General features: G+C 43.9%; 13 protein-coding genes. 7 read left to right on the top strand and 6 right to left on the bottom strand.

Translation table 11 applies throughout. From position 1 onward, the window contains the following. Positions 1–31 precede the first annotated feature (31 nt). Entirely contained in the window at positions 32–2602 is a 2571-nt protein-coding gene (locus FHS86_RS02445) for a PAS domain-containing sensor histidine kinase (RefSeq protein ID WP_429410762.1), read from the bottom strand. A gap of 103 nt (positions 2603–2705) precedes the next feature. Then, a complete protein-coding gene (locus tag FHS86_RS02440; RefSeq protein ID WP_429410760.1) occupies positions 2706–3914 on the bottom strand; it encodes a DUF438 domain-containing protein in 1209 nt (402 codons plus the stop codon). Between the two features lie 119 nt (positions 3915–4033). Between FHS86_RS02440 and lpdA the strand changes: the two genes are divergently transcribed. Then, the gene (gene lpdA / locus FHS86_RS02435) at positions 4034–5425 is read left to right on the top strand and encodes a dihydrolipoyl dehydrogenase (RefSeq protein WP_429410758.1); all 1392 of its coding nucleotides are present in this window, start codon (positions 4034–4036) and stop codon (positions 5423–5425) included. A 109-nt stretch (positions 5426–5534) separates the two neighbouring features. Here lpdA and FHS86_RS02430 read toward each other — a convergent pair whose 3' ends face one another. After that, a complete protein-coding gene (locus FHS86_RS02430) occupies positions 5535–6773 on the bottom strand; it encodes a serpin family protein (RefSeq protein ID WP_429410756.1) in 1239 nt (412 codons plus the stop codon). Positions 6774–6780: 7 nt separating this feature from the next. Then, positions 6781–7608 carry a hypothetical protein gene (locus FHS86_RS02425; RefSeq protein WP_429410754.1) on the bottom strand — a complete coding sequence of 276 codons (828 nt, stop codon included), beginning with the start codon at positions 7606–7608 and terminating at the stop codon, positions 6781–6783. Between the two features lie 342 nt (positions 7609–7950). Here FHS86_RS02425 and FHS86_RS02420 point away from each other — a divergent pair, with 342 nt between their 5' ends. Beyond that, positions 7951–8502 (top strand): RNA polymerase sigma factor, encoded by a 552-nt coding sequence (locus FHS86_RS02420; protein WP_429410752.1) that lies wholly within the window; start codon positions 7951–7953, stop codon positions 8500–8502. Then, complete coding sequence (locus FHS86_RS02415; RefSeq protein WP_429410750.1) at positions 8492–9868, top strand: hypothetical protein; 1377 nt, start codon at positions 8492–8494, stop codon at positions 9866–9868. Before FHS86_RS02420 ends, FHS86_RS02415 begins: the two co-directional genes overlap by 11 nt. Here FHS86_RS02415 and FHS86_RS02410 read toward each other — a convergent pair whose 3' ends face one another. Then, on the bottom strand, positions 9869–10489 hold the full coding sequence (locus FHS86_RS02410; RefSeq protein WP_429410748.1) for a class I SAM-dependent DNA methyltransferase: 621 nt from the start codon (positions 10487–10489) through the stop codon (positions 9869–9871). It abuts the gene before it with no gap. A 170-nt stretch (positions 10490–10659) separates the two neighbouring features. Between FHS86_RS02410 and FHS86_RS02405 the strand changes: the two genes are divergently transcribed. From FHS86_RS02405 to FHS86_RS02395, 3 genes are all read left to right on the top strand, one after another. Further along, a complete protein-coding gene (locus FHS86_RS02405) occupies positions 10660–11577 on the top strand; it encodes a transglycosylase SLT domain-containing protein (RefSeq protein ID WP_429410746.1) in 918 nt (305 codons plus the stop codon). A 20-nt stretch (positions 11578–11597) separates the two neighbouring features. Beyond that, positions 11598–14447, top strand: coding sequence for an excinuclease ABC subunit UvrA (gene uvrA / locus FHS86_RS02400; RefSeq protein WP_429410744.1), 2850 nt, complete (start codon positions 11598–11600; stop codon positions 14445–14447). Positions 14448–14642: 195 nt separating this feature from the next. Continuing rightward, on the top strand, positions 14643–16310 hold the full coding sequence (locus tag FHS86_RS02395) for a uridine kinase family protein (protein ID WP_429410742.1): 1668 nt from the start codon (positions 14643–14645) through the stop codon (positions 16308–16310). Positions 16311–16362: 52 nt separating this feature from the next. Here the strand turns inward: FHS86_RS02395 and FHS86_RS02390 are convergent, their stop codons facing one another. Continuing rightward, positions 16363–17667: an MATE family efflux transporter gene (locus tag FHS86_RS02390; protein ID WP_429410740.1), complete on the bottom strand. Its 1305-nt coding sequence runs from the start codon at positions 17665–17667 to the stop codon at positions 16363–16365. A gap of 121 nt (positions 17668–17788) precedes the next feature. Here FHS86_RS02390 and FHS86_RS02385 point away from each other — a divergent pair, with 121 nt between their 5' ends. Further along, complete coding sequence (locus tag FHS86_RS02385) at positions 17789–18388, top strand: superoxide dismutase (protein WP_429410738.1); 600 nt, start codon at positions 17789–17791, stop codon at positions 18386–18388. The last annotated feature ends 96 nt before the right edge of the window (positions 18389–18484 follow it).

Below are 18484 nucleotides of genomic sequence, written 5' to 3'. Positions count from 1 at the left end.
AACAGTAGGAATGAAGTTGTTGAACGTTTGCTTAATTTTTTATAAGGGGGATTGAAAAGAAGAAACAACTTCCTTTACCCAGTTCCGACTCCAGCCAAATTGTTCCGCCAATAATATGTATGTAGGCCTGAACAATGGATAAGCCCAGGCCGGCCCCTTCCTTTTGTCTGGTAAGCATACCATCTACCTGATTGAAGCGTTCAAAAATGAGTTGCTGTTTTTCTTTGGGGATCCCTATTCCGGTGTCTTTTACATAAAAAACCAAAGATTCGTTCTCGACATAGCAACCAAATTTAATCATGCCCACTTCGGAATATTTTAAGGCATTGTTGATGAGGTTAGTAAAAATTCCATTTATTTTATGTTTATCAGTAGTTACATATGTTACCGCATCTACGGCTGTTTGCTCAATTTCAAATACCAAACCTTTTTCACGGGCTTTAGGCAAAAAGAAATTATACTGAAAGTCCATCAGTTCTCCAACATTTACTTCAGAGAAGTTAACAATAAGCTGGCCAGCTTCAATTTTCGAAAGTTCAATAATATCATTGATGGTATCAAGCAGGCGTTGCCCGCTTTTATTCATAATGTTGAGATACATTTCTTTTTGATCACTTGAAAGATCAGGCAATGTAAGCAATTCTAAAAATCCCAGGATTCCATTCATTGGAGTTCTGATTTCGTGGCTCACATTGGCCAGAAATGCTGATTTTAATCTGTCGCTTTCTTCTGCTTTATTTTTGGCTTCTATTAAATCGTTGATCATTTTATTTCGCTGCATCACAATTTCCAGTTCATGGGCAATCATCTCGAGCAGGATTTTATGTTGCTGATTGTAGGCGTTTTCGTTATAATAGCTTTGAACAACCATTATTCCAACCGTTTCGTTTTCTTGTTTCAGGGGCACGCCCAGCCAACATTTGGCAGTTTTAAAATCAGGATCCGATAAGCGGGTTTTATAGAAGGCATTTATCTGATCTCCTTTAATTAATAAGCTTTCTCCCTTGCTTATCACCGTGCCCGATAGCGTATTTTCAATCGGCCACTCTTCTGAGTTAAAAGTTTCATTAATAAAAACCAGCTGTTTGAGCATTTTTTTATCACTTAAATACCTGGCAACATAAAAATTACTTGCATCGAGTTCGGTTCCAAGTTGTTCTTTTACACTCATCAGAAGCTCTTCGATGGTATTGATGAACATGGATTCACGGGCAATTTCATAAAGAATTTTTTGTACGTTTTCGTGGTGTTTTCTCTCCTTTATATTCCTGACAATAAGACCATTTAGCAATTCGCCACTGGCGCTTTTAAAAACCGAAGAGGTAATTTCGGTTGGAAACTTTGTTCCGTCACGGTGCAGAAAGGTTAGCTCGCCCTTTGTTTTACCTGTAATTTCTCTTTCTCTGATGAGTGTTTTCAAATTGGGATCATTCAAATCGACCAGACCATTACGTCCGCGCTCACAGATTTCTTTCTCACTCATGCCAAACATTTGTTCAGCGGCTTTGTTGGCCGACAGAATACTTCCATTGGTTGCTGTAAGCAGAATTGCATCGAGACTGTTGTCCATTATCAGTCGGTATTGTTCTTCTCTTTCCTCCAATTTGTTTTTATTCTCCAGTAGTTTGCGATATAGACTCCGCTGTCGTAAACTATAAAACCAGGCAACGATTAATGCAACCAGTAAAACCGATAAGGCAGTAATCAGCATGATCATGATGGTTTGTTTGTTAAAATCGGCATACAGTTCCCCGACATCGATTTTATTAATCAGCGCATAATTTGTTTGCGGGATGAGGCTGAGATCAACCAGTACCTTTTTACCGGCATAGTCACGCCCCTGAAACAAGCCCGAAACCTGGTTAAAAGCCTGAACCGAGGGGAGTTCTATCACTTCATTTGAGAAGACGAGGGACAGCTTACTGTTGTCGGTTCGCTTGAGCGGACTGAGATAACGTATGCTGTCGCCTTCCTGCCGAACAAGTATGGTCTCGGATGTTTTACTTTTATTTGGCCAGTCGCTTAGTAATGCATAAATGTAGTCGTTGGGGTTAATGCTAAACATCATTACAGCGAACGTTTTATTGCCATTGTCTTTTATTGGTGCAAAAATTTCATAATGAATGCTCTTGTGTATTGGACAATAGAAGTAATCGCGTGTGTTTAATTGCCCCGAAGTGAAAACCTGTTTACAATGTTCAACAGAAGCTGAATCGAGCGTCAATTTTGCCGGTACTGCACTAAAAATAGTTTGAAAAGCTGTATCAAGAATAAAGATATTTTCATACCGTTTATTAGTCATTATGTGTAACAACGATTGGCGAAGGGATTCGCTACTTCCTGAATCACCTTCGCATATAGCAATTATCGCTGCTACAAAACTTGGGGTTTTGGAAAAGAAATGCGCTTCCGATAAGCGCTCCTGGTGCCATTGAATATACTGGTCGGTTTTCAGTTTACCAATGGCGCTAAGCTCACCGTGTTTGCTTTCTTCAACGCGCTTTTTCTCATTGCTATAGTAATTATATGCAACGAAAATGAAAAGAATACTCACTGCCAGTGCAACAATTGTAAACTTGAATGCTATTTTATTCAACTGCATAGAAAGCCTTTTGTTATGCTTGTTTTTTTTGAATCATTCAATTTAAGATAAAAAACCTTACCAGCAGCGTCTGACCTCAAGTTTTAGCATTTCAGTGGTTTTGTCAACTGCCTTTCTTCCAGTTAAGCAGGCGTTGTTCGCCTTCGAGCCCTCTTATTTCGGTACAATCCTGGCTTACCTCTATCGTCCCTCTGTAATTACCGGCTTCATCGCGAAGGGCAAAGTAGCGGATGTGTATAAACTTCCCCCGCATTTGTATCCAAAAATCGGCCTTGCTTTCCTGTCCCTTTCTAAAAGCTTCGACGATCTCGTTTACCACGTGCACACTTTCCTTTGGATGGCAGTTTTGTACCTTGCGACCAATAATGGCCTTTGAACGGGGGAAAATACGGTGTTTCGCTCCTGAAAAATAAGCAACTTCATCCTTTTCATCCACAAAGGTGATATCAACAGGAAGGTGTTCAAGCATCAGTATTAGTTGCTGCACATCAAGTGCCCCGGTGCCCAGATTCACTTTGCCATTTATGGTTTGTTCCAAATCATCCGGCTCATGTTCTGATGCTGTTTGGGGGGGAGCGATATAACACCAGCCCAGCTCCGATGCTTCACCTAGCATGGTATCCCAGCCTTGCTTTGGAATTACTTCAAGCGCCACAGGAAAGAGGATTTTTTCTTCGCGAAAAATAATGGGCAGAATGACAAAAAAAAGATCTCCCAGGGCTTTGTATAAGCTTTGTCGCGGAACTTCTTTTTCTTCCATCATTCGGAGTATCGACTTCAACAGACGACGATAATCGTCGTGGAACGACCACATCAGCTGCAGGCAGCGATATTGGGAAAATGTTTTTTCGATGTATGGAAAGAGAATGTTTTCCTTTTTAATGTAATGCAGTTCATAGGCCTCAAGGCGCTTCAGAAGGTTTTTCAATTGATCGAACTCCGCTTCAGGCTTTCCTTTTACTTGTTTAAGCTCACGCTTAATTTGCTGCATTATTTCTTTCACCGAACGGTTTTCAAGGAGCAGGTAGTGAAGAAAATGCTGCTCACCCGGGTCGATTGTTTCCCTCGAATTCAATGACTTATAGAAAATGTTGATTAACTTACCAATGTTTTTCTTTACCTGTTCAAATCCAACATCGTCGAGCAGTAGTTGGTCAATCAGTTGCATCACTTCACGTGCATCGACTGTTTCGATCAGGTGAGCATATTTTTCAACTTGTTGTGCATTGCTCGAAGCGTGAACGATCAGGCTCTTCGAAAAATCATAGAGTTCACTAAATCTATGTTGATGATTTGTTATCAGTTCGGACATGATTTTATAATTAAAATATTTACCACAAGTGCAATTTAATGAATACGAGTAAACATAAATGCAGTTTTTTCGTTTTGAAATAAAATAAAACGAATACATAAAACATAAAATCACGCGATATGGATTTTGATTTAATCGTAATTGGCAGCGGACCCGGTGGGTATGTTGCTGCCATTCGTGCATCGCAACTAGGCATGAAAGTAGGAGTAGTTGAAAAAGAAAACGTAGGCGGAGTGTGCCTCAACTGGGGCTGTATTCCAACCAAATCGTTACTGAAAAGTGCGCAGGCCTATGAATACGCCCTACATGCCGACAGCTACGGAGTAAGTATCTCGGGTGAGGTAAAACCCGATTTCGATAAAATGGTAAAACGCAGCCGCGAAGTAGCCGAAGGAATGAGCAAGGGAGTACAGTTTCTTTTTAAGAAAAACAAGATTGAAATAATTAATGGCTTTGGAAAGTTAAAAAAAGCCGGTGAAGTAGAGGTGGAAGATGCCAAAGGGAAAAAGAAAACCATTAAGGCAAAGCACATCATTCTGGCAACCGGAGCTCGCTCGAAAGAGCTTCCCAATCTGAAGCAGGATGGCGAAAAAATAATTGGCTACCGCCAGGCCATGACGCTGAAAAAGCAACCCAAATCGATGGTGGTAGTCGGATCGGGTGCCATTGGCAGTGAGTTTGCCAATTTCTACAATACCATTGGAACTGAGGTAATACTGGTCGAATTTCTGCCCAATGTGGTTCCAAATGAAGATGCTGATGTGTCGCAGGCCCTGGCCCGTTCGTTTAAAAAAGCCAAAATGAAGGTACTGCTGAAATCGTCGGTCGAAAAGGTCGACACCTCGGGCAAGCTATGCAAAGTGACGATAAAGACACCAAAAGGTGAAGAAGTTGTAGAAGCTGAAGTGGTGTTATCGGCTGTAGGTGTTGCTCCCAATATTGAAGGGATTGGCCTCGAAGATCTTGGAGTGGAACTCGAAAACGGCAAGGTAAAAGTGGATGAATTCTACCGCACCACGGTTGAAGGGGTTTATGCCATTGGCGACATTGTTTCGGGGCCGGCGCTGGCTCACGTGGCATCGGCCGAAGGAATTACCTGTGTTGAAAAAATAGCCGGCAAAAACCCCGACCCGGTCGATTATAGCAACATCCCCGGCTGTACCTATACCAACCCCGAAGTATCGTCGGTTGGCTTAACTGAAGAAAAAGCAAAAGAAGCCGGCTACGAAATTAAAGTGGGCAAGTTCCCCTACTCCGCATCGGGCAAAGCCAGTGCAGCGGGTCAGAAAGATGGTTTTGTAAAACTGATTTTTGATGCCAAATATGGCGAATTGCTTGGAGCGCACATGATTGGTGGCAATGTAACCGAGATGATTTCGGAAATGGTGGTTGCCCGTAAACTTGAGATTACAGGCCATGAATTGCTGAAGACCATTCATCCGCACCCCACCATGAGTGAGGCAGTGATGGAAGCTGCCGCAGCAGCCTACGACGAGGTGATCCATTTATAAGAACATAAGGAATAAAAGTGAAAATGCTGCTTCGGAACAAAGTTCCTTTGCAGCATTTTCGGTTTAACAAGGGATTGAAGGAATTATAGAAAGTGGCTATTTTCTTTTGTTATTCTTCCAAAGCAGGATTGCCGACCTTGCCAATGAAAAGAATCGCTTCGGTATCTTTTTCAGTAATGGCAAACAGGAAAGGCCGGTTGCAATGGAAATAGATTTTCTCAGCTTGTTCGGGCCCTACCGATGTTGTTTCGAATCCAATGATGGTCACAGCAGCAGCTTCGGTTCCTTCTTCGTCTACCTCAACAAAGGTTTTATGCTTGACAAAACTGATGAAAAGATCCCGGTTCTTGTTGATGCTGCTAAAATCGGCCTGCTCGGTAAAGGCCAGTTCCATGCCCATGGCTTTTAATACCTGATTGAGGGTAATGTCGTATTTCAATTTAAACTTGGGCAGACGGATATCAACATCTTTGGTCACAGCGAAGTCTTTTTGCCATTGCTTCCAGTTTTCGGCATTCATCGACGAGGTAAGGTCGGCAACGTTTTTTCCTTCGTTGGGTAACATCACAGTCATGCTAAAATTACCATCGCCATAGGGCATTCTGATCGCTGAAAAGAGCTCGTTTTTCTGGTAGTCGAGCGTGTCGACGCGCCCCATCATATGGGCACTTACCTGCTCCTGTTCCGAAACATTGAAGGTAAGCTGTTGTGTGCTCTCAGGATTGAATTCCTTGCTCCACGTTCCGTTAAAATAAATGGCATTAATCAGGTAGAGCACAGCCTCGGCAGGAATTTCATTGAGTATGGAAGGAATTTTTCCATGGGTTTTATCGCTTACCCATTTGTTTATCAAATCGAGCGTTTCGGGACTGTTGAAATCGGCTTCTTTTACTTCGGCATCGTAAAAGGTGCTGTTAACTGTCAGAAAATCCTGCTCTACGTGGTAGGTATTTCGGTACCAGATCGAATTGGCAATTTCCATGGCCACCTTTTTGTCGGCATGAAGCAGGGCTTCAATCAGGTCGCGGTAAGTTTCATTCAGTTCTTCGCGTGAAAAATCTTCTATTTGCAGGGCTTCGGCCATCTCGTCGCGGGTAGCAGTTTCGGCACCGTTGTAGGCCATCGATAAAGCCATCGAGATACTTAAAGGTGAAATCATGAAATTAGTTTTCTCTTCTTCAGCACTGATTCGCTGAAAAACATCGAGCCCAAAGGCATTGTCCGCAGCCACTATTTTCTGGGCTTTAAACGAAAGCTCAATTTTCTTGTCTGCGTCGCTTTTGGTATCACACGATCCGGCAGAAAAAAGAAGCAGGATGAGACTGAATAGAATAATTTGTGTTTTCATAACGGTGCTATTTGTAATGGTAATAACGAATATTTTCAATCTGATTGGGTTGGATTTCCTTTGAATACGATGGGTAGCCATTGCCGTTGTATTCATACTCGTACACATAGGTCGAACTGTAAGCTACCGTCTGTTCGTTGTTTTCATCGTAATTATAAACAGTAACGCTTTTCTCCAGCACATTATTTTTCGATTGCGGCAAAGGTTTAAATGTTACCGGCGATTTATGGTCGTCGTATTGCATTTCTTCTATTGAATATAGCTTTTGTTTTCCTTCGACTGTCTGCCAGCTTTTTAGTTCTGCAATATTCCCGTTTTCATCGAAATGATAGGTTTTCGTGATCATGTTGGTGCTGGCATAACTGTTCTTAAAGGTGATAATTTCTTCGCAAGTCTGTTCATCAGGATAAGAGAACCTGAGACACATCGAATAGTTAAGGTCATCCATATCATCGTAAATGAAATCGATGTTTATTGAGTCGAGTTGCCCGGTAGCATCATAAGCGAAACGATATGCCAGGTTTTTATCCATCGCTCCGGTCATGCTCGACATAAGCATATTGCCCGGCTGAAATCCCTTCATACTTGTCAGCTGCCCCGATTTGTTGTAGTAATAGTTAAAAGTTTCACAGGAACCCGGACTATAATAGCTGCTGTATTCCTTGCTTGTTTTCAGGGTGCCGTTGTTATAATAGCTGTACTCCGAAATGATTTCACGCTGCTCGTTTTCAATCTTCACAAGCAAGCCATTGGCGTCGATGTAATCGAGTGGCTCCCATTGTTCGCACGAAGAACAAAGGCTGATAACGAAGAGTAAAAAGATCAATTGTTTCATCGTTGCTGTGATTTATATTCTGTTTTTATCGACAAGGATCCGTTTTTCAGATAAAATACAGAACAAGGATGCATAGTTGTTGTATGAGGTTGCGTGCCTTTTTTTATTTTTTAAAAGAAAAGATGGCACGCTGCGCAACCAATCACTGCAACTTATCGTCAATGCCTTGAAAAATGTTGAAAGTTGAATTAAGAAGCAGCTGATCGGTGCCGGTCAACTCTGAAGGGGTACATCGTTGACCAGCACGATTCGTTAAAAGCATTTAACAGTCATTGCTTTAAATTGGCTTTTATATTAACAGATAACAGGTAACTTTACAACATTTAGTACTTAACAAGTAGATTGAAGGAACTGGATCGACTTATATCGGACTGTAAATCTGGCAAGCGCAAAGCACAATCGACGCTTTATCAGATGTTTGCCCCAAAATTATTTGGGGTGTGTATGCGGTATTCCCGCGATCGTACCGAAGCAGAAGATACGCTGCACGAAGGGTTTATAAAAATAATGAGTAAAATCGGTCAATACTCGGGGAAGGGGTCTTTCGAAGGATGGATGAAAAGAATCGTGGTCAATATTGCACTTGAAAAATACCGTACACGTTACCGGATGCAAACGGTCGAGGACATTTCGGTTTTTGATCAGAAGGGAGAAAACGAGACGGTTTACGATCAGCTGGGGGCTGAGCAGTTACTCGAATTGGTAGCTCAATTGCCACCCCGCTATAAGATGGTTTTCAACCTTTATGCCATCGACGGCTTTAGTCACAAGGAAATTGCCGAAGAGATGGGAATCAACGAAGGAACATCGAAATCGAATCTGGCCCGGGCACGACGAATATTACAACAAAAAGTGAAAGAATTGGGAATTTCAGAGAAAAGCTATGTTAAATGAAGAACATAAAATAGATCAGCTCTTCAGGGAAGGACTCGAAAACTACGAGGCAGTTCCGTCCGAAGCCGTCTGGAATCGGATTTCCGGCAGCCTCGATCATTCGGGGCGCAAACGGAGGATGATGGCCTGGTGGACCATGGCCGGCGCCGCTGCTGTTGCCGCTGCCTTTGTTATGGGTTGGTTCATGGCCGGCCACTTTAACAACGATGCGCTGATGATGGCCCGGCTCAATGAAACACTTGATGAACATCGCAACAGGACTATAGTTGTTGAAGAATTTTCAAATGAAATTCATCTTCATTTCGAACGCCCTGTTATGGCTGCATTTGACAAGCAAATAATAGCAGGTGCATCAAAGACAGAAGGAACAAAAACAGAGAAGCCAGAAATAAATAATTTTCTACTCGCCGGTGCCGCCCCCTCCCGCTTGCTGGTGCCCGCTAATTCGGAAAGGCTTAGCGGCTGGTATGAAAGTCAATTGATCAGTGAAGCCGATAAGGCCATCATCGCACAAAACCTGCTGGCAATGAATAATGACAAGAAGGAGGATAAGGAAGAAGGCAGCTGGTCGATGGGCGTGCAGGCATCACCTCAATATGCTTTCGAACCAATGAAGCCGGGCTTCTATGCCGCTGATGCCGATTTTGCCAGTTCACAGTCGGCCATTTCAACCAATTACAAGTCCAACCTGGCCGGAGGGCTTACCTTTGCTTACCACACAGGAAAACGTCTTTCGTTTTCTACAGGAATCAATTACAACGAAATTGAACAGCAATCGGGCGACATTGGTGTATCTTTTGCCGGCCACAACTGGCTGAACGATCGCATGGAGTCGAGCTTCTCACCCGAATATGAAAATATTAAAACAGTAGAGCAAAACTCAGCTACGTCAGGCAATGTAATCCTAAACACCAGCTCGGGACTGGCCAACATTGACCTTCCGGAGGGGACCAAACTGGCAGGCAGTTCGCAGCTCTATTATGCAACAAGCGACATGGCACAAAATTACAACTACCGTCAATCGGCAGGCTATGTCGAAGTCCCCTTGCTAATGCATTATCGTTTGCTTGATCAGCGCATGGGTATCAACCTGTTGGGTGGTGTAAGCACCAATGTGTTGGTTGTAAATCAGGTTGGACTGAGCCGCGAGGGCGAAGTGCTGGCTTCGGGCGTAATTGAAGGATTACGACCGGTGGTTTTTAGCAGCAGCATGGGCTTTGGAGTCGACTATCAGCTTTCGGAACGACTAAAGCTAAATCTGGAGCCCATGCTGAAATTGCATCTTTCTTCACTGAATCAGCAGGCTTTATTCGATAACAGGCCTTATGTTTTTGGTTTGTACAGTGGGCTCAGTTATCATTTTTAACTAGGCTTTTCGTCCAATCGCAATATATAAGGGATAATGAACTGTTTGTCCGTCTTTTTCCTTTTCAACATATAACTCATCGCTATAAAAGTTAACGACAAAACCATTGTCCTTCATGTAGCCACTTACTTGTTCACGGCTAAACCCATGATGATGAATTTCTTCGCTGTCGGTATGAAACGAGCCATCCTCTTCCTCCAGATCAATCCAGCAAAAAAGCCCGTCGTCATTGAGCATTTGATGAAAGCGGGCCAAAAGTTCTCCAGGGTGTTCCACATGGTGCAGAACAAGCATCGAAGCAATCAGGTCGAAACGATCGGCGGGCAGTGGTGCTGTGCTCAGATCGGCTTTTAGCAGACGTGCATTTTTAGTTCCGTAATAAGCACTTTTTTTCTCAACCTGTGCCAGCATTCCTTCCGATGTATCGCAAAAAGTTAGCGAGCTGACCTTGTCGATGAATTTAAAACCAAGCAATCCTGTTCCACAACCATAATCCATCGCGCTTTTAATTCCGGAGAAATCGATTTGCCGGTCGAGTACTTCCCACACTTTATCTACCAGCTTAATCCTTTTGGGATTATCATCCCAGCCTGCCGCCTTACTATCAAATGAATTTCCCATTGTATTTGTACTTCTTTTTGTTTTAATCCGTTACTTTTGTAGGTTCACAAATTGACCATTCAACAGATAATGTTGCAAAACAGCATTAAAAGGTAAATGTTCAGTACTTGCCTCTGTTTTCGGAAGTGAGCACCAAAAGTAAAATAAAACACCGTAGGAGAAGAAATAAGATGAGCAGAAAGCATTCATTGATTTCAATTGGATTACTGATTATTATTGGAACCATATTTACATCGTATCGCAACGAGCGAAGTGAAACGAGCCCGGATAAAGTTCCGGCAGAAAAGAAAAAAGAGCTGCAGGAGGTATTGCCACCTCCAATTCCCGGAGAGCTTAGCTTTGCTGGAGAAGAAGTACCTCTCAATAATTTCGATGTTAAAGAAAGTCTCGACCGGGAATTGCTGGTCAATACCTATCTCCACTCTCAAACCATTCGCTTCATAAAAATGGCACCTCGTTTTTTCGAAATCATTGAACCCATTCTGAAGGAACAAAACATTCCCGACGATTTTAAATACCTGGCACTGGCCGAAAGCGGGTTCGATTTAAAGGCATTATCGCCCGCTGGAGCAGCCGGAATATGGCAACTTATGAAAGGAACAGCACGCGATTACGGACTCGAAGTGAACGACCAGGTGGACGAGCGCTACCACCTCGAAAAGGCAACGGTGGCTGCCTGTGCATATTTGCACGAATCGTATGAACGCTATGGCAACTGGACCACCGTAGCGGCATCGTACAACGCCGGACGAAGGGGAATTGACCGTGAAGTGGAGCGTCAAAAGGAGAACCATTATTACGATTTGTTGTTAAATGAAGAAACCAGCCGTTACGTTTTCCGAATTCTGGCGCTAAAAACAATTATGGAAACACCGGAAAAATATGGTTTCAACCTAAAGGGGAAAGACCTTTATCCACCGTTTGAGGTGGATATAGTTGCAATAGAACATGGAGTTGACAACTTTGCCGATTTTGCCCAAAACTATGGAATCTCCTATAAAATTCTGAAATACTTTAATCCGTGGCTGCGTGATACCTTTCTGACTAACAATTCAGGTAAGCTATACGAAATAAAAATCCCACAATAAAACAATCCGGGAATACATCAATGAACAACAAATCTGATCAGCATAGCCAACAGCCCGTGATAAAAGTTCGCGGAGCCAGGGTGCACAATCTTCATAATATCAATGTTGATATTCCCCGAAATCAGCTTTCGGTCATCACCGGACTAAGTGGAAGCGGAAAATCATCGCTCGCTTTCGATACCATTTATGCCGAAGGGCAACGTCGCTACATCGAAACGTTTTCGGCCTATGCCCGCTCTTTTCTCGGCAATATGGAGCGCCCCGATGTGGATGAAATTTCGGGACTGAGCCCAGTAATTTCCATTGAACAGAAAACGACCAACAAAAATCCCCGGTCAACCGTTGGCACGGTTACCGAAATTTATGACTTCCTGCGACTGCTGTACGCACGGGCCGGAGAGGCTTTTTCGTATAACACCGGCGAGAAAATGGTAAAATATTCCGAACAGAAGATTCTGGATCTGATTGATGAACAATTTACCGGCAGAAAAGTAGTGATTCTTTCACCGGCAGTAAAAGGTCGGAAAGGACATTACCGCGAGCTCTTTGAGCAGATTCGAAAAAAAGGCTACCTCTATGCCCGTGTCGATGGTGTAATAAAAGAACTCGTTCACGGAATGAAAGTCGATCGTTACAAAAATCACTTTATTGAGATGGTAATCGACCGGATGGTGGTTGACGGGGCTTCGCATAAAAGATTAAGAGATTCGGTTCAAACTGCCATGAAGCAGGGCAAAGGAATCATGATGGTGATGGATCATGAGAGCGGCGATGTCAAATTTTTCAGTAGGCACCTGATGTGTCCCACAACAGGGATTTCATACAACGAACCTGCTCCGCACAACTTTTCATTCAATTCACCTCAGGGCGCCTGCCCGAAATGTAACGGGCTGGGAGTAATTCCTCAACTCGACATCGATAAAATTATACCCGATAAAAGCATTTCTATTTATAAAGGCGGAATTGCCCCTCTGGGAAACTATCGCAATGCGGTAATTTTCTGGCAGATTGAAGCCATTCTCGACCCCTATGGATGCACCCTGAAAACCCCGGTTGACGAGTTGCCCGACGAAGCCCTCGACAAGGTTTTGTACGGAACCAGCGAACGCATACAGTTGAAAAATTCACCACTGGGAAGCAACATCAACTATTTTATGACCTATGAAGGGGTGGTAAAATACATTGAAAGCCAGCGCGAGGATACTTATTCGGAGAAAGCAAAAAAATGGGCCAACCAGTATGTAAAGGAAGATATTTGCCCCTCGTGCAATGGTGAACGCCTGAAAAAAGAATCACTTTGGTTTAAAATCGATGGAAAGAACATTACCGAAGTTGCCCGCATGGACCTTAAGGAGCTGGGCCAATGGCTGAGTGGTTTAGAAGAAAGACTGAGTGAAAGACAAAAAAAAATCGGGGTAGAAGTGATCAAGGAAATCCGCGACCGGCTGGGCTTTATGCTCGATGTGGGACTCGAATACCTGGCACTCGACCGACCAGCAAAATCCCTGTCAGGCGGTGAGTCGCAGCGAATTCGCCTGGCAACCCAAATTGGTTCGCAGCTGGTAAATGTACTTTACATACTCGATGAACCCAGTATTGGGCTGCACCATCGCGACAATCTCAGGCTGATTCATTCGCTCGAACTCTTGCGCGATACCGGGAATTCGGTGATTGTAGTCGAACACGACAAGGACATGATGCTCAATGCCGATTATGTGGTCGACCTGGGGCCGCATGCCGGAAGACACGGAGGGAAAATTATGGCTGCCGGCAAACCCGCTGAAATATTAAAAGGCAACTCACTGACCTCACTCTACCTCAGGGGTGAAAGAAAAATTGAAGTACCCAAAGTACGCCGCCAAGGAAACGGAAAACAACTGCTGTTGACCGGATGTACAGGCAATAACCTGAAAAAGGTGGATGTTGCCTTCCCGCTTGGAAAACTGATCTGTGTTACGGGTGTTTCGGGCAGCGGCAAATCGACCCTGATTAACGAAACCCTTCAACCCATACTGAGCCAGCATTTTTACCGTTCGGTAAAAGATCCGCTACCCTATCAGTCGTTTGCCGGAATGGAACACATCGACAAGGTGGTCCAGGTTGACCAATCGCCTTTAGGCCGCACACCGCGGTCGAACCCGGTAACCTACACCGGCGTGTTTACCGACATCCGTGACCTTTTCACCAAACTGCCCGAGGCCAAAATTCGTGGATACAAGCCGGGACGCTTTTCGTTCAATATGAAGGGCGGAAGATGTGAAGAGTGCCAGGGCGGTGGCATGAAGCTGATCGAAATGAACTTTCTGCCCGATGTGTATGTGCATTGCGACAAATGCAACGGGAGGCGCTACAACCGTGAAACCCTCGAAGTGCGTTACAAGGGCAAATCAATCAGCGACGTGCTCGATATGACCATCAACCAGGGAGTTGAATTCTTCGACAGTCATCCTAAAATACTCAAGAAACTGAAAACGCTGCAGGAGGTTGGCCTGGGTTACCTCACACTGGGGCAGTCATCAACCACCATCTCGGGAGGAGAGGCTCAGCGTGTAAAACTGGCTTCCGAACTGGCCAAAAGAGATACCGGCCAAACAGTTTACATACTCGATGAACCAACAACCGGACTTCACTTTGAAGACATCAGGGTATTGCTTGACGTGCTTAATAAACTGGTGGACAGAGGCAACACGGTAATTGTGATCGAACACAACATGGATGTGATCAAAGTGGCCGACCATCTTATCGACATTGGTCCCGAAGGCGGTCGTGGTGGCGGCCTTGTAGTAGCAACAGGCAGCCCAGAAGAAGTGGCCGCAGTGAAAAAATCAATCACCGGTATTTTTTTGAAGGAAGAATTAAAGGAAGAATAAAGTCCGAAATGTTTTCTCGTAAAGGCTTTGTCCCAATTTGTATAAAACATTATAAAGCTCCCCTGATAATAAAAGACTTTCTCTTTGGATGTTTTCTCTTTTGGCAAAACGAATGCTTAAGAATTTATTGTTCCATAGCAGGATGTCTATTTCTTTGGTATCTTTAGTTCCGTAACGAATCAAATGTATTTTGCCATGAGAAATATTGAAGTCTACATTGAGAATACCAACCAAAGTAAAGAATATCCCTTCGGAATTACACTGAAGGAAATTGCCAACGACCTGAATATTAAGTCTGATTTTCCCATTTTCGGGGCTTTGGTGAACAACAAGGTGCGCGAACTTTCGTTCGACATTGTTAAACCTAAGAACATACGTTTTATCGATTATGCACATCCCGATGGCCAGCGCATGTACATTCGTTCTGTATTTTTTGTGCTGTATGCAGCCATTAAGGATTTGTACCCCGAGGCCAAACTGAAAATCGACCATGCCATTTCGCGCGGTTATTATTGTGAACTGGAAGGCTTGGGCACGGAATTTTGTGACAGCTGTGTGAACGAGATCAAAATACGCATGCAGGAGTTCATCAGTGATGATCTGCCCTTTGTTCGAAAGGGTAAACAACTTTCCCGTATTATGGATGAATACCGACAGGGCGGGCTCGACGATAAAGTGCGACTTTACGAAGGAACCGGTTGGCTCTATGCCTACATCTATTATCTCGGACAATTTGCCAATTATTTTCACGGACACCTGCTGCCATCGACCGGCTACATCAAAAACTTCGATCTGGAACGTTTCAACGGAGGAATGTTGTTGCGACTGCCCAGCGACAAAAGTTTCAGGCGCCTGCGCGACTATGTACACCAGGAAAAACTGTTCGGTATTTTCAGAGAACATAAAGACTGGGCCGAAATTCTGGGAATTTCAGATATCGGACAATTGAATGATTTTGTCAAACAGGGCATGGCAGGCGAAGTAATTAAAATATCGGAAGCCCTGCACGAGAAAAAAGTGGCGGGCATTGCCAGCTTGATTGCTGAAAACAAGCCACGACCACGACTGGTTCTTATTGCAGGTCCCTCGTCGTCGGGAAAAACCACCTTTAGTAAACGACTGGCAGTTCAGCTGGCAGTATGCGGACTCAAGCCCCACATGATTTCGCTCGATAACTATTTTGTTGACAGGGAACACACACCACTCGATGAAAGTGGAAATTACGATTTTGAGGCCCTCGAAGCCATCGACATTGCTTTCTTTAACGAGCAACTGTTGGCGCTCATCAATGGTGAAGCTGTAGAAATCCCCAAATTCAGTTTTATCGATGGACGACGAACCTTCGATGGAGAAATCATGCAGATGAAAAAGGACGATGTATTAATAATTGAAGGCATTCACGGATTGAATCCCGGATTGATTCCGCTCATCGATCGTAATTTGACTTTCAGGATTTTTATTTCGGCACTTACTTCCATTTCGATCGACGATCACAACCCCATATCGACTACCGATAACCGCCTTGTAAGGCGCATTATACGGGATGCAAAATACAGGGGTTATTCAGCCCTCGAAACAATCAGGCGCTGGCCCAGCGTGCGCCGGGGAGAAGAAAAAAACATTTTTCCTCATCAGGAAAATGCCGACATCATGTTCAATTCAGCCATGTTGTACGAATTGGCGGTACTGAAAAAATACCTTGAGCCCTTGCTGAAATCAGTGCCCGAAAATCAGCCTGAGTTTGCAGAGGCCTTGCGCTTGTTAAAGTTTATGGGTTATTTCAAAACCATCGACGACGAAGAGATCCCGCCAACCTCACTAATTCGGGAATTTTTGGGTGGAAGCAGTTTTAGTTACAAATAAAGCGAAAAGTAATTGGTCATTAAGGAAGTGCATAAAGCAGTACCAGCGTTTATTATCCAAAATATTTTCGAAACACATATTTTCGGGCAAGCAGGGTCTGAAAAAGGCCCCTGCTTCCCATGAAAAGAATCATTGCCAGCCAAAGTGCATGATTTCCCAGTTGCTGATTCATGATGAAATAAACCGGAAAGAACACGAGAAAAGTAGCGCCTAGCATGGAGTAGAGCATGCCCTTCGAAGCCGTAGCTCCAATGTAAATACCATCCCATAAATACGAAGCCGTTCCAACGATCGGTATCGCCACAACCCAGGGCAAATAGGGGATTGAAGCTTCGATTACCTCCCGGCTGTTGGTGAGTAATCGGATGATGTTTTCGTTGGCTGTAAGGTAAACAATACTGTAAAGGAAGGTAAGCACGCTCCCCCAGATAAACAGGTAACGAATCACCTTTTTCAGTTGATCAGGCTTACGGGCTCCCACATATTTGCCAACCAGTGCTTCGCCTGCATAGGCAAAACCGTCGATAAAATACGAATAGAACATCAGGAACTGTAAAAGCAGCGAGTTGACGGCCAGCAGGGTGTCGTTGCTGGCTGCCGAACGGGAAGTAAAAAAAGTAAACACGGCAATGATACAAAGGGTACGAATGAAGATGTCGCTGTTCACTTTGAAAAACTGAGTCATGCTTTCGAGTTCGAAAAGCGCTTTTCGCCTGATAAGCGGGAGGAGATTCCCGTAATGCCTTTTCAGCATCAACAGAGAAAACAAAAGGCCACTGTATTGAGCTACCACGGTGCCCAGTGCTACCCCGTCGGATTTCATACCAAAAGCAAAAATGAAAAGAAAATTGGCGCCCAGATTGATGAGGTTGACCAGAATGGCAACATACATGGGGATGCGTGCGTTTTGCATGCCCAGAAACCATCCGGTAAGCGCAAAAATTGAAATCGTCGCCGGAGCGGCCCATATTCTGATTCTGAAATAGGAGGCTGCCAGGGCCTCTACCTCATTGCTTCCCTGAATCAGCTCAAAGCTCAGCCATTCAATGGGAACCTGAAGGGCAATAACCAGAAGGGATGCGATCAATGCAACAAATAAGGCTCTTGCCAGGGTGGTAATAGCGGCTGCCTGATTGCTTTCTCCATAGGCCTGGGCTGTGAAACCGCTGGTTCCCATTCGCAGAAAAGCAAAACTCCAGTAAATGATGTTAAACAATACACCCCCCAGCGCAATGGCACCAATGTACACCGGATTTCCCATATGCCCCATAAGTGCCATGTCGGCAAGGCCTAACAAGGGAACCGTGATGTTGCTTACAATGTTGGGAATGGCAAGGCGAAGAATTTTTTTGTTCAAAACTGAAATTTTTTGCAACAAAGCTAAACAAAAGCTTTCGACATTTGTCTATATCATATAAAAAGACAAAAAAGTCTGTATTATTCATTTTTTTATTAACTTTAAAGCAAAATTAAAACATATGAGTTTCACACTTCCAAAACTTGATTACGCTTACGACGCATTAGAACCGCAGATAGATGCCCGCACTATGGAGATCCATCACACCAAGCATCATGCTGCCTATACAAATAAACTGAATGAATTTATCTCGGGAACTGATCTCGAAGGAAAGAGCATTGAAGATGTACTGGACAATGTTGACAAACATCCGGCCGGACTGCGCAACAATGCAGGTGGTTTTTACAACCACAATTTATACTGGAAAGTACTTACTCCGGGAGGATCGAAAGAACCCAAAGGCGATTTAAAAGATGCCATCGTACGTGATTTTGGTTCAGTTGAAAAATTTAAAGAAGAATTTGCCAATGCAGCCGCCACCCGTTTTGGTTCGGGATGGGCCTGGCTCATTAAGGTTAACGATAGTTTAGTTGTTGGCTCAACGCCCAATCAGGATAACCCGGTGATGGTCGATGCTGATGTGAAAGGTACTCCGATACTCGGAATCGATGTATGGGAACATGCTTATTACCTCAATTATCAGAACAGACGTCCTGATTATATCGCAGCATTCTGGGACCTGATAAACTGGGATGTTGTAGCCGATTACTTTCATGGTTAGTTGATTTTTGGTTTTTCCCCGGGGGTGGTTCCCCGGGGTTTTTACTGAGACTAGGTTTTCAGGAGCGAAGCGAACTGAAAACCTTAAGTCGAAGTA

Source organism: Roseimarinus sediminis, from assembly GCF_050433125.1.
Taxonomy (GTDB): Bacteria; Bacteroidota; Bacteroidia; order Bacteroidales; family Prolixibacteraceae; genus Roseimarinus; species Roseimarinus sediminis.
Note: the sequence above shows the minus strand (reverse complement) of the source record. Positions and strands in the feature narration are given on the sequence as shown.

Excerpts from the sequence above, each read along its gene's own strand:
- lpdA (WP_429410758.1), top strand. The coding sequence starts at position 4,034 with ATGGATTTTGATTTAATCGTAATTGGCAGCGGACCCGGTGGGTATGTT.
- FHS86_RS02425 (WP_429410754.1), bottom strand. The coding sequence starts at position 7,608 with ATGAAACAATTGATCTTTTTACTCTTCGTTATCAGCCTTTGTTCTTCG.
- FHS86_RS02405 (WP_429410746.1), top strand. The coding sequence starts at position 10,660 with ATGAGCAGAAAGCATTCATTGATTTCAATTGGATTACTGATTATTATT.
- FHS86_RS02430 (WP_429410756.1), bottom strand. The coding sequence starts at position 6,773 with ATGAAAACACAAATTATTCTATTCAGTCTCATCCTGCTTCTTTTTTCT.
- FHS86_RS02415 (WP_429410750.1), top strand. The coding sequence starts at position 8,492 with ATGTTAAATGAAGAACATAAAATAGATCAGCTCTTCAGGGAAGGACTC.
- FHS86_RS02385 (WP_429410738.1), top strand. The coding sequence starts at position 17,789 with ATGAGTTTCACACTTCCAAAACTTGATTACGCTTACGACGCATTAGAA.
- FHS86_RS02410 (WP_429410748.1), bottom strand. The coding sequence starts at position 10,489 with ATGGGAAATTCATTTGATAGTAAGGCGGCAGGCTGGGATGATAATCCC.
- FHS86_RS02440 (WP_429410760.1), bottom strand. The coding sequence starts at position 3,914 with ATGTCCGAACTGATAACAAATCATCAACATAGATTTAGTGAACTCTAT.
- FHS86_RS02395 (WP_429410742.1), top strand. The coding sequence starts at position 14,643 with ATGAGAAATATTGAAGTCTACATTGAGAATACCAACCAAAGTAAAGAA.
- uvrA (WP_429410744.1), top strand. The coding sequence starts at position 11,598 with ATGAACAACAAATCTGATCAGCATAGCCAACAGCCCGTGATAAAAGTT.
- FHS86_RS02445 (WP_429410762.1), bottom strand. The coding sequence starts at position 2,602 with ATGCAGTTGAATAAAATAGCATTCAAGTTTACAATTGTTGCACTGGCA.